Source organism: Ruegeria sp. CL5 (genome assembly GCF_056536485.1).
Genome location: NZ_JBQFPS010000018.1, coordinates 40,507 through 53,361 on the forward strand (window position 1 = coordinate 40,507; position 12,855 = coordinate 53,361).

Consider the following 12,855-nt stretch of genomic DNA (forward strand, 5'->3'; position numbering starts at 1 on the left):
GTGAATATCGGAGATGTAGCAGAACGTTCGGGTCTGCCTGCCAAAACCATCCGCTATTACGAAGATATCGGATTCATCAAACCCAGGCGCGGCCTAAATGGGTATCGCCATTTCGACGAAAAAGAACTGCATAAACTAGCCTTCATCGGGCGGGCCCGTTCCTTGGGCTTCACTATCGAGGATTGCCGTTCACTACTGGCGTTATACGAGGACAAAGAACGCGCAAGCGCAGACGTTAAAGAAATAGCCAAACAGAACTTAAAAGAGATCGACGATAAGATTGCCGATCTGAAAGCCATGCATGAAACGTTGTCTCATTTGATCGATGAATGTGCCGGAGACCACCGTCCCGACTGTCCAATTCTAAAAAACCTGGGCCAAGCATAGTTGCCCTCGTTGTTTGATCTGCCTCCAAGTTGGGCAATCATTTTCTTCAGCCGCGGCAATCCGCCGTTTTCGAATGATTGCGGAATTAACAAATGTAGTTTTGTTGGCTTCGGGCTTGTACGTTTGCCACGATCGCACTACGTCCAAGGCATGGTGAGTGAGTTGATCACTGTTTTGAGGAAAACGCTTTTGATGTGCGTCTGCCTGGCGATGACAATCGTCGGCACGGTTGCCTATGCAAACAATAATTTCAAGACTTCAGACACACACAACCAATACGACGTTTCGATCGCATCAAAAGCATCAGAACTCAAACACGACCATAGCCGTTTACATTCTACAACTGACCAATATCACGCGGATGACCACGTGAACCACGGCGGGGAATGCCATTCCGGTATCTGTTGTGTTGGTGAATATCCGACTCGCTTAGGACTTGCGGTTTTGGCTGAAGCCTTTAGCCAGAAAAACCGTAACATGGATACTGACATCCATAACTCTCAAGCGCCTCTGACGCCCGACCGACCTCCACAAATCTCCTAACATCCACAGGCCCGTCAGCGCGGGTCTTCATGTTGTTTCGGTTCGAGCATGCACTGCGACCGTCGGGAGATTATTATGCGTGGAAGATATGCGGCACTATCAGTTCTTGCCTTGGCGTTTGGCCTGGGTGGAGGTGTCACTCTTGAAAGACTGTACCTGAATCCAATTGATCAAGGCCAGTCGAACGAACCAGAGGTCCTCTATTGGGTAGCACCGATGGATCCGAATTTTCGGCAGCCTGGACCTGGAAAATCGCCGATGGGTATGGACTTGATCCCTGTTTATTCTGGGCAGGAACCTACCGGCGACCCTGAAGAAGTCACCCTGAGCGCTGCCGAAATCAACGCAATTGGTGTGCGAACTGCGGTTGCACGCATGACGGATATCGAGCCTCGTATCGAGACAGTAGGTTTCGTCGGCTTTGACGAACACCTGACCAATCACGTTCATACACGCGTTGAAGGTTGGATTGAGCAACTGAAAGTTCGCGCGGTCGGTGATCGCGTTGAGAAGGGGCAAGTTCTATTCGAACTCTTTTCACCGCTGATCGCCGCTGCAACCGGCGATCTTGTACGCGCAGTCGAAGCTGGTGACCCGCGTATTTTGGACGCGGCGCGCAACAAGTTGATCAGCCACGGTATGTCCGCACGTCAGGTCGCAGAGATCGAGGCGGGCGGTGAGTTGGTTCGAAATGTGGAAATCGAGGCGCCTCAAAACGGTGTTGTCATAGCGCTGAACGCCGCTGATGGAATGTACCTGCAGCCAGGCACGCTTGCGTTTTCGGTCACCGATCTTTCCGAAGTATGGCTGATCGTCGATGTTTTCGAACGAGATATTGCACGTTTGTCGGAAGACATGCGCGCAATAGCAAGGTTCGAGCACCTACCCGGTCGCACCTTCGAAGGCGAAATCGACTATGTTTACCCTGAGCTTGATCCGCAAACCCGAACTCTTCCCGTCAGACTGAGTTTCGATAACACCGACGGCGTGCTGCGGCCGGGCATGTTTGGCAGTGTTAGCCTTATACCGGATGAAAGCCGGAATGTTCTCACTGTTCCATCAGAGGCGCTAATTCGTACTGGTTCGGCGGAACGCGTCATCTTGAAAACAGGCGATGGTACCTTTCGCCCGAGACTGGTGACTACAGGTCTTCGAGACAGTTTCGGCGAGGGGGGACGAACAGAAGTTCTACAAGGGCTTGAACCCGGCGAGGAAGTTGTCGCATCCGCACAGTTTCTAATCGACAGTGAAAGTGCTTTGAGCGCCGGCTTCACGCGTATGGCACCAACGGACACCGAACCAGCACGCGGGGCAGGTACCCTGGTTTCACTCGATGCCCAAAATCGTATGGCAACTGTTCGTCACGACGTTCTCGAAAGCCTTGATTGGCCCGCAATGACTTCGGAGTTTCCGGTGAGGTCTGGTGTTTCGCTCGACCGTTTGAATGCTGGCGACGCGGTTGCTTTCGTGATCGCGCGTGGTGCGGATGGGCTTCTGAGCCTGATGGAGCTTGCACCAGACGATGGTATTGCCGGCACTGGTGCCGGAATTGCGCGCGCCGTCACTTCAGACGGCAAGTTGACGCTTGAGCACGGACCGATCCCCGAGCTCGGTTGGCCGGCCATGACAATGGATTTGCCTGTTGTGGGAGTAGATCTCACTACCGTGCCAATCGACATGCCAATTGAGTTTGATCTGGCTGAGGGAGAAGGGGGGATGTTCTCGATTGTGGCAGTTCGCGAAGAGGGCTCGCCGCCGACGGATTCAGTTGAACCCGAAGAAACCATCACGCCTTCTGCTCCACCGATTGTAGTCACCGGCACGATCAACCTCGTTAATGCTGAGGCAGGAACTGCAACCATCACTCACGGGCCGATGACTGAGATTGGGATGCCGGGCATGACCATGGATTTCCCAATAGAGCCAACATTGGACCCAAACATGCTCGAAGTCGGTTCTGAAATGACTCTGACTTTCGCGCGTGCAGATGGCATGACAATGGTGTTGGCTGCGGCAACGCCTATTGCACCGCCGCTTCAGGTTTCTGGCCGGATTAACAGTATCGACCCGAACGCGCGTACCGCGAACGTAACACACGGTCCAATGGTCGAGATCGGCATGCCGGGCATGACCATGGACTTCCCAGTTGCGGAGGGGATTGAGGTTTCTAACTTGCCTGTCGGGATTGATGTTTCTTTGATCCTTCGCCGCAATCCCGACTTTTCGATGACGCTGTTAGAGGTCGCGCTTGATGGGAGTGTTACGCAGTGATCACGGCCATCATTCGTTCTTCTCTCGCCAACAGGTTCGTTATCTTGGCCCTCGCATTCATGATAGGAGTTGCGGGTATTTGGGCCATTCGTGAGACGCCGGTTGATGCAATCCCGGATCTGTCGGATGTCCAGGTAATTGTTCGCACGCCATATCCCGGGCAAGCGCCTCAAGTTGTCGAAAACCAAATCACATATCCACTTGCGACAGCCCTATTGGCCGTACCCGGTGCAAAAGACGTTCGCGGGTTCTCGTTCTTTGGAGACAGCTTTGTATATGTCGTCTTTGAGGACGGGACGGACCTCTACTGGGCTCGGTCGCGTGTGCTCGAATATTTGGGCCAGATTACCGGCAGCTTGCCTGAAGGCGTGTCACCACAACTTGGCCCAGATGCGACTGGGGTCGGGTGGATTTATCAGTATGCGCTGGTTGACAGAACCGGAAATCATGATCTGGCTCAGCTCAGGACTCTGCAGGATTGGTTTCTGAAATACGAATTACAAGCCGTGGAAGGCGTCTCAGAAGTCGCCACCATCGGCGGAATGGTCAAACAGTACCAGGTCGTCGTCGACCCAAACAAACTACGTGCCTATGACATAACACTTGCGCAACTGAGGACGGCTATTCAGGCGGCCAACCGCGAGACGGGCGGCAGCGTCATTGAGATGGGTGAAGCCGAATTCATGGTCAGGTCATCGGGCTACATCGATGAATTGTCAGACCTTGCAAGCGCGCCATTGATGGTCAACGAGCGCGGCGCCGCTCTGACGCTTGGAGACGTCGCTGAAATCCGCCTGGGGCCTGAAATGCGCCGTGGTGTCGGAGAGCTCGACGGGCAAGGAGACGCGGTTGGCGGAGTGGTCATCCTGCGATGGGGTGGGAACGCGTTGGCGACGATCAAAGCGGTGGAAGCGCGCATAGAAGAGTTGCGCTCAAACCTGCCGGAAGGGGTCGAAATCATAACGACCTACGACCGATCTGGTGTGATCGAGCGCGCTATCGATAACCTCCAGAAGAAACTGACGCAGGAATTCATCGTCGTTGTTCTTGTGTGCGCGGCTTTTCTACTTCATCTGCGGTCATCCCTCGTGATTCTTCTGTCGCTCCCGCTGGGCATCTTTGCCGCATTTATTCTGATGAAGGCGCAAGGAGTAAACGCAAACATCATGTCGCTCGGCGGCATAGCCATCGCTATTGGTGCGATGGTCGACGCATCGATTGTGATGATCGAGGCGATGCACAGGCGGTTGGAAAAGGAAAAGCTCACAGCAGAGAACAGATGGCGGATTGTGCAAGAGTGCGCTTCTGAGGTGGGACCAGCCCTGTTTTATTCTCTGGCGATCATCACGGTTAGTTTTCTGCCTGTCTTCGTTTTGGAAAATCAGGAAGGTAGGCTCTTCTCGCCACTCGCTTATACCAAGACCTACGCCATGGCTGCAGCCGCCATCCTTTCGATAACGCTGGTCCCGGTTTTAATGGGTTACTTTGTAAGGGGGCGTATTCTACCTGAGCGAAAAAATCCGCTAAATCGTTTGGTCGTGTTCGTGTACCGCCCATTTCTGGACGCGGCAATTGCCTGGCCATGGGCAACAACACTTTTGGCTGGCGTTTTGGTGACGTCCATGTGGTACCCGTACCAGAGAATTGGCTCTGAATTCATGCCCGAGTTAAACGAAGGCGATTTTCTCTACATGCCGAGCTTCTACCCCGGGATCTCGACGGGAAAAGCCCGTGAGGTGCTGCAGCAGACCAACCGCCTGATCGCGACCGTGCCTGAAGTCGAAACTGTTCACGGTAAAGTTGGGCGTGCGGAGACTGCAACCGATCCGGCACCACTGACAATGGTGGAGACAACTATCCAACTCAAGCCGGAAAAAGAATGGCGACCGGGCATGACAATGGAGAAAATCCGAAATGAGCTTGATCGTATCGTTCAGGTTCCGGGCGTCACAAATGTTTGGATCCAACCTATTAAGAACCGCATCGACATGCTTGCAACGGGTATCCGTACACCTGTCGGTGTCAAAATATCCGGCACCGACTTGGAGGTCATTACAGATATCGGGATCGAAGTAGAACGTGCGGTCGCTGATATTGATGGAACGGCTTCCGCCTACGCAGAGCGACCTGTTGGCGGGCGTTTCATCGAAATCGACGTCAAGCGAGATGCCGCCTCCCGATACATGATGAGTGTTCGAGAAGTTCAGGACGTAGTTCAGACCGCAATTGGCGGTATGCAAGTGTCGGAATCTGTGGAGGGGCTGGAGAGGTTTCCGATAAACCTACGGTATCCTCAAGCATGGCGAGACAGCCCGGAACGGCTCGAAAATCTTCCTGTCGTCACACCGTCGGGTGCTCATGTGCCACTGTCCGCTCTCGCCGATATTCGAATAGTTGACGGGCCGGGAATGATACGATCGGAGAACGCTCGACGAACCGGGTTCGTGTTCATCGACATCGCGGGGCGCGACCTGGGCGGCTATGTGGCCGAAGCACAAGAGGTGGTTGCAGAAAAGGTCGACCTGCCTCCAGGTTATTCGCTAACTTGGTCGGGGCAGTATGAGTACATAGAGAGAATGCAGGACAGGCTGACGATCGTTGCCCCTGCAACCCTGTTAATTATCACGCTCATGCTTTTCCTGGCGTTCAATCGGGTGATTGAGGTCGGGATAATTCTTGCGGCGCTCCCGGTCGCATTGGCCGGTGGGGTTTGGTTCCTTTGGTATCTAAACTTCGATATCTCAATTGCTGTGCTCGTAGGCTTCATCGCGCTGGCGGGAGTTGCCGTGGAAACAGCGATTGTCATGTTGTTGTACCTCAATCTTGCTTGGGAGAAACGTCGAGGGCTGGCGCAATCGGAACAGCGAAAGCTGACACGTGACGATATCGAAGACGCGGTGTTCGAAGGAGCCGTTCTTCGGGTTCGGCCAAAGGTAATGACCGTAGCCACGATCTTTGCAGCACTGATACCCATCATGTACGGCACCGGTACAGGCTCTGAAATCATGCAGCGGATCGCTGCGCCGATGATTGGGGGCATGGTGACAGCGACCCTTCTTACGCTTTTTGTCATTCCCGCAATATTCGTGATTTGGAAACGGCTCGCGCTCAGTCGCGTGAACCGAGAGATCTCCCACACGATTCAGGAAGTGCCCCCTGCGCTTCCGGCAGAATAATACCCACAACCTTGAAACAGGAGCATCTGATGAGAACTTTGACTGCTATTGTGGCCTTATTGGCCGTGTCTACGACAACCAGCATCGCGCAAACGAACCAGGGCATGGACCATTCCAACATGCCCATGTCTTCCGAACAGATGGAAGGGGCGGTTCACGCAAAAGCTTTGGTGAACTCAATTGGCGACGAAACCGCTAACGTCAGCCATGATCCGATCCCCGAGATCGGGTGGCCGGCGATGACGATGGATTTGCAGCTTCTTGAGAATGCCCAGATGATGGGTGAGATTAGCGCCGGTGACGAAGTCACACTGATGTTGGTCAAAAGTGATAATGGTATGTATGCGATCGGCGCGATTATGAAGAATTAAGACAACTTCTACGGCAGCAAACTCCGGGAAAATTGAGTGCACGGACGGTGCACTCATACACCCATGACGCTTCGAACTAAGAACAAGTATAGTGGGAGCCTGCCAAAAATAGGATCGTTTTCCTACGATCTGTAGGTCCGCTCAAATGAGTCGGTGCATAGTTTGATTAACATGTTTTTTGCTTCCTGATGGGTGATTGAAAACTCCTTGGATTCAGCGCTTTCCGACCGTTCTAAGAGGATGATTTAGACCATCAGTTCGGCATTTAGGCTCAAATGAGGGATCAAGACATGACAAAAGACCATGAGATCGGAATCCACGCGAACGGCCCGACCGAGGTCGCTTACGTCTGCCCCATGCATTCTGAGGTGCGTCAATCTGGGCCCGGCGACTGTCCCAAATGCGGGATGCACCTTGTGCCCGAAGGCGAGGTGGATGCGCATGCGCATCACCACCATTCCGCGCATCATGGCGCGACGGACGACAACGGTGAATATGACATCGTTCCGACAGGCTATGAAGGACCCGTATATACCTGCCCGATGCATCCGCAGGTGCGGCAAACCCATCCCGGGTCCTGCCCACTCTGCGGCATGGGGTTGGAGCTGGAAAGCGCGGCGATGGTGGACGAGGGGCCGAACCCGGAACTGGTGGATTTCACCCGGCGCCTATGGGTAGGTGCGGTTCTGACGCTGCCGCTTTTGGTTTTCACGATGGGCCCCTACGTTGGGCTGTCTGGCGTGCGAGCGGTTTTTGGTGAGCGTACAACGCTATGGATTGAACTTATACTTGGCACTCCGGTCGTTCTTTGGTGCGGTTGGCCATTTCTGGAACGGGGTTGGAATTCGTTTCGCACCATGCATCTGAACATGTTCTCGTTGATTGCCATGGGGGTTTCGGCCGCGTGGCTTTTCAGCGTTGTCGCCGTATTGATGCCCCACATATTCCCGGACGGTTTTCGAGATTCACAAGGCCATGTTGGGGTCTATTTCGAAGCGGCCGCAGTCATAATTACACTTGTTCTTCTCGGTCAGGTGATGGAGTTGCGGGCCCGCGAAGGCACCGGGAAGGCGATCCGCGCTTTGCTGGACATGGCCGCAAAGACCGCCCGTATTATCCGCCCTGACAGTAGTGAGGAGGAAATCCCGCTTGAAGAAGTACAGGTAGGCGACCGCCTTCGTGTACGCCCCGGCGACAAGGTGCCAGTAGACGGAGTAGTGCTCGAAGGACGCTCATCTGTTGATGAAAGCATGATCTCTGGCGAGCCGGTTCCGGTTGAGAAGGTACAGGGAGAGCCGGTCACAGGGGCGACAATCAACGGCACCGGTAGCCTTGTGATCGAAGCAACCCGAGTGGGCTCTGACACAATGCTGTCCCAGATTGTCGAAATGGTGGCCAACGCGCAACGCTCGCGCGCACCAATTCAGAAATACGCTGACAAAGTGGCGGGCTGGTTTGTACCGGCGGTCATAGGTATGGCTGCGTTGGCCTTTATTGCATGGGCAATTTGGGGACCGGCTCCGGCGCTCTCCTACGCCTTGATCGCAGCGGTGTCGGTACTGATCATAGCTTGCCCGTGCGCGCTTGGCCTGGCCACTCCGATGTCGATCATGACGGCCACGGGGCGCGGGGCGCAGGCCGGAGTGTTGATCAAAAATGCCGAAGCGCTGGAGCGGTTCGAGAAGATCGATACTTTGATCGTCGACAAAACCGGCACCCTGACCATGGGCAAGCCGAAGCTTGTGGCTGTATTACCCGAACCTGGCCATGACGAAGTCGAGGTGCTGCGGCTGGCCGCAACGCTGGAGAAGGGCTCGGAGCACCCGTTAGCTGAGGCAATTGTCACAGGAGCCGAGGAACGTGGCGTGGCCCTGTCCGACGCCAGTGACTTCGAGGCGGTGACTGGTAAAGGCGTGAAAGGCACGGTGGATGGCCGCCCCGTCGCGCTCGGCAACCTGAAACTGGTCACCGATCTCGGACTCGAGGCGGCCGAACTGACGGCCAAGGCCAATGCGCGTCGGGATGACGGCGCAACGGTAATGTTCGTGATGCTTGATGGCTCAGTGGCGGGGTTGGTCAGCGTCGCCGACCCGGTCAAAGAAACCACACCATCCGCACTCAAGGCGCTGCACGAGCTCGGCTTCAGGATCATCATGGCGACCGGCGACAACGAACGTACGGCAAAGGCGGTGGCCGAACGTCTGGGTATCGACGAGATCCGTGCCGACGTTCTACCAGAGGACAAGGCCCGCATAATTCGCGAACTGCAGGAGAAAGGCGCAAAGGTCGCCATGGCCGGTGACGGGGTGAACGACGCACCCGCATTAGCGCAGGCCGATGTAGGCATCGCAATGGGGACCGGCGCCGATGTGGCAATCGAAAGTGCAGGCTTCACGCTGGTCAACGGTAGCCTCGATGGCATCGTGCGCGCCCGAAGGCTGGCTCGCGCGACCATGCGCAATATCCGGCAGAATCTATTCTTTGCCCTGATCTACAACGCCTTAGGCGTTCCAGTGGCGGCAGGCCTTCTGTTCCCGCTTTTCGGCATCCTGATCAGCCCAATGTTCGCGGCCTTCGCTATGAGTGCTTCTTCGATTTCAGTGGTGTTGAATGCGCTGCGCCTGAGGGGGGCGAAGATTTGAGCGCGCACAAGCATATGACACACGAGGGCGTAGGCAACTAGAAATCAGGTTCGATATCGCTGATCGGTTTTACCTATGCGGTCAATCGGTCGGGAACCGTTCGGTGGGTTTGTGGTCCATCATCATGTCGGCACTCAAGATCGGCTGGATCGCTTTCTTTGGCTTTGCGCGGTGAAGTTGGGCACTTGCAGGGGATAGATCCGTTCGGACGCACAGGAGGAACAATGTGTCTGATTTTCTAAAAAAAGCCGCACGCCTAGCAACCTCGATCTGCCCCAACACGAATTTGTCACCGACACGCGGGTCAAAATTGGATGATGGTGTGCTGAAATTCAAAACTGTTCGACCACAGGCGCCATCGAACGCAGCTGTGGGAAATAGGCGCAATTCGGGCCTTGAACGGAGTGTGGTGGTGTTGCTCGCGAGTCTGGCTATCGCAAGGCCGGACCCAGAGTGGCAGGTGATGAAAAGGATGAGATCAAGGATTCCGTTTCCGAGCTGAGTTTGAGCTAGATCATTGTGAAAAATCCCTGTGCAGCCCAAAAAGCCATATCTGATGAGTATCGAAGGGTGGCGGACACGGTGGCCCTATTATTGCGGTCCACTATTAATCATACCAGTGCGATTATATATCGGTTTAAGACAAGCTTACCCAAGAGGGAACATGACAATGAATAACCTGAGCCGCCGCCGCTTGATGCAAGGAGCCGCGGCCCTTGCGAGCAGCGCGGCGCTTCCCGCGTTCGCCAAAACAAGCCCCTCAATCCATGTCCTGAAGGATCCGAATTGTGGGTGCTGCGGATCGTGGATCAAAATCATGCAGGCGGAAGGCTTTGAAGTAGGCGTGGAAAACAGTGCTTGGGAGGCCTTGAACGCTTACAAAACCGCCAATGGGATTCCGGAGGGCATGATGTCATGCCACACGGGCCGCGTGGAAGGCTACATGATCGAAGGACACGTCCCACCCGCTGACATTCGGCGCCTGCTGGGCGAACGCCCGGATGCTGTCGGACTGTCGGTTCCGGGAATGCCTTTCGGCTCACCTGGCATGGGACCGGAAAGCGAACGCGAAGCTTTTGACGTCTTCCTGATCCGCAAGGATGGAACCACAGAGGTGTTCGCCAGCTACCCGGCGGCATGAAGCACCGGTAGCGCTGGCGAGATCCTGAAAAACACGGCGCACGCTTCTTCTGCCCGGTTTACGTGACATTCTTCACGGCAAACCAATTGATCCGTGACTTTACGCCCGCCTTGTCCTATCGGGCAAGTTCCAGCCTACGGTGAAAAAATACCAGCGTCCGCAAAGCCTGATGACCGGCTTTGCGGACAAAACCGACATCACGGTCGCCGTATCAACCGCAGCATTTGTCGCCCGCCTGAATTGGCGGGCATGGGGCCGATCCGTAGGAACAGTAGACGCAGCAATCGCCGGGAAGTGGCTTCAGGACTTTTCCGCAAGATGTGCATTCGTAGAACCACTGGCACGCATCTGTTGGCATCGTTTCAGGTCTTGAATGTCCACATTCCGGGCAGATGATCGTGCTGACAAGGTTCGGGCGTTCTTCACTCATGGCGTCACATTAAGGTTATCAGGAAATCATTTATTCGGGTTTCGTGGAGTACGATAACCCAAGCGATAGTCGTCAACGCAAAACTGCCTGTCAGCCACCATTTGAGGCGGTCGAGTGAACCATGGCGGTACGCGACGATGCCAGAGAGAAACAGCAGGGCCGTCGAACCGCCGAGCACGTAATAACTCGCGGCGGCGATCTTGCCAAATACGGCCAGCCAGCTCCCTCCCAAGCCAAGTAAAATCAAGGCCATCGGCAAGATGCAGCAGGTCGCAACGCCAAATGCGGTAAACGATCCAAGAAAACTCGCCCCTACAAACTTGCTCATACTCAGCTTTCTCCGACTTTGACGATCTTGAGCGGAAGCCGGTTCGGCTTCCTCGATTTTTGCTTCATGCGATTTGTGAAACTCGACATCACGACCGACAACATGCAACCTGTAGTGGCTACAGGTTCAAGGGAATGGTCATCACATGATTGCGATTGGCGAAGCGGCGAGATTGTCCGGCCTGTCGGTCGAGACGATCCGCTACTACGAAAGGGAAGGCATAGTCGAGAAGGCCGGTCGAACCGCCTCGGGGCGACGTGCTTACACGGAACGGGAAATATCCGAGCTCAGATTCATCAAACGCTGCCGCGATCTTGGCTTTGCCATTCAGGATGCATGCGCACTTCGCGATTTGTCCAAAGCGCCTGAGCAAGCTTGTCGCAACGTCGAAGGCGTCGCAACAAGACACCTCGACAACGTTAGGTCAAAAATCGCAGCTCTCCAACGGATGGAGCAAGCATTGGTAGAACTTGTGCAAACCTGTACTGAAGGAGCAGTTGCATGCCCCCTGCTAACGGCGTTGCTCAACGAGCCTGTCGTCAAAACATGTCATTAGCCGCCATTAATTGCAGCGCCCGGAAAAACCGAAACTGCCTATCTCAGTTTGTGGAGGAGCGGCTTCATTGTCCCAGTATTTCGTAACCTTAAGCGATGATGGCCGATCTCTGTTGTATTTTGTTGTTTCAGAGAATTGCGATCAGCTTTCCCTCTAATTCGCTCTGTTAGCTATGCCGGACTGGTGATGGCGCGGATGCTCTAATGCTGTCAACTAAGGAAGAAATACCAAATAATCTGCAAATTTTTGCCGCTTTACCCCTAGAGGCTAAGAAGCTGTTGCAATGCAACAAAGCACATGAAGGCTTGGAATAAAGTACATTGGTCCGGAAAGTTTGGATACCTTAGAGGAACGAGCATGGAGAAGGCAGATATGACAAATCCCACTTTATTTCTGGGAGTGTTATCGAAAAACCTGCTGGGTTATCTTCCAATGGTCTGTTTTACATGCAGCTTTTTTGTGTCTGCCGCTACGTCGCAAGCCTCTGAGCTTCCCTCGATCGGTCTTGATAGAAAGATTGAAGCGCCATCGGGTGCCAAAACACTATGCAAAGATTATACGTGGGCGTGCGCGAGCGCTCGTAGTTCTGGTCTGTCCGTGGCACAAGAAAATCAGATCGTTAAAACGATCAACACGCGCGTCAATCGAAGGATTCGTGCCGTTTCGGATCAAAGCCAATATGGGACAAAAGAGTACTGGACACTGCCGACACAAGGGTCAGGAGATTGCGAAGACTTCGCTTTGCAAAAGAAGTTTGAACTTGTGCAGAATGGTTTGGATCCTACGAAGCTACTAATTGCGACTGTCTTGGACACCAATCGCAATGGCCATGCTGTTCTTGTCTATCGCTCGAGTGAAGGCGACTTGGTTCTGGACAATGTTACCAACAGGATCAAAACGTGGAAGGAAACCAGGTATCTATTCCTAAGAATACAGGACCCACTACACCCTGACCGTTGGGTTCAGGTTTTTAGCGGCTAAACCGTTGGGTAGACATTAGTTGCTTTCGA

Annotated in this window: 11 protein-coding genes; 9 read left to right on the plus strand and 2 right to left on the minus strand. The window is 54.2% G+C overall.

Translation table 11 applies throughout. The features are described 5' to 3' along the window. From cueR to ACR0IU_RS21310, 7 genes are all read left to right on the plus strand, one after another. Positions 1–387 (plus strand): Cu(I)-responsive transcriptional regulator, encoded by a 387-nt coding sequence (gene cueR, locus ACR0IU_RS21280; RefSeq protein ID WP_170474413.1) that lies wholly within the window; start codon positions 1–3, stop codon positions 385–387. A gap of 9 nt (positions 388–396) precedes the next feature. After that, positions 397–930, plus strand: coding sequence for a hypothetical protein (locus tag ACR0IU_RS21285; RefSeq protein WP_170474410.1), 534 nt, complete (start codon positions 397–399; stop codon positions 928–930). 75 nt (positions 931–1,005) lie between these two features. Further along, entirely contained in the window at positions 1,006–3,201 is a 2,196-nt protein-coding gene (locus ACR0IU_RS21290; RefSeq protein WP_170474407.1) for an efflux RND transporter periplasmic adaptor subunit, read from the plus strand. After that, entirely contained in the window at positions 3,198–6,377 is a 3,180-nt protein-coding gene (locus ACR0IU_RS21295; protein ID WP_170474405.1) for an efflux RND transporter permease subunit, read from the plus strand. Before ACR0IU_RS21290 ends, ACR0IU_RS21295 begins: the two co-directional genes overlap by 4 nt. A 29-nt stretch (positions 6,378–6,406) precedes the next feature. After that, positions 6,407–6,748, plus strand: coding sequence for a copper-binding protein (locus ACR0IU_RS21300; RefSeq protein ID WP_170474402.1), 342 nt, complete (start codon positions 6,407–6,409; stop codon positions 6,746–6,748). A gap of 356 nt (positions 6,749–7,104) precedes the next feature. After that, entirely contained in the window at positions 7,105–9,390 is a 2,286-nt protein-coding gene (locus ACR0IU_RS21305) for a copper-transporting P-type ATPase (RefSeq protein WP_480717650.1), read from the plus strand. A 664-nt stretch (positions 9,391–10,054) separates the two neighbouring features. Next, positions 10,055–10,531, plus strand: coding sequence for a DUF411 domain-containing protein (locus ACR0IU_RS21310; RefSeq protein WP_170474399.1), 477 nt, complete (start codon positions 10,055–10,057; stop codon positions 10,529–10,531). A 211-nt stretch (positions 10,532–10,742) separates the two neighbouring features. Here ACR0IU_RS21310 and ACR0IU_RS21315 read toward each other — a convergent pair whose 3' ends face one another. Next, on the minus strand, positions 10,743–10,961 hold the full coding sequence (locus ACR0IU_RS21315; RefSeq protein WP_247748072.1) for a GDCCVxC domain-containing (seleno)protein: 219 nt from the start codon (positions 10,959–10,961) through the stop codon (positions 10,743–10,745). Positions 10,962–10,965: 4 nt separating this feature from the next. Next, positions 10,966–11,289: a hypothetical protein gene (locus ACR0IU_RS21320; protein WP_170474397.1), complete on the minus strand. Its 324-nt coding sequence runs from the start codon at positions 11,287–11,289 to the stop codon at positions 10,966–10,968. A 145-nt stretch (positions 11,290–11,434) separates the two neighbouring features. Here ACR0IU_RS21320 and ACR0IU_RS21325 point away from each other — a divergent pair, with 145 nt between their 5' ends. Continuing rightward, entirely contained in the window at positions 11,435–11,845 is a 411-nt protein-coding gene (locus ACR0IU_RS21325; RefSeq protein WP_170474394.1) for a MerR family transcriptional regulator, read from the plus strand. Positions 11,846–12,202: 357 nt separating this feature from the next. Then, positions 12,203–12,826, plus strand: coding sequence for a transglutaminase-like cysteine peptidase (locus ACR0IU_RS21330; protein ID WP_480522662.1), 624 nt, complete (start codon positions 12,203–12,205; stop codon positions 12,824–12,826). The last annotated feature ends 29 nt before the right edge of the window (positions 12,827–12,855 follow it).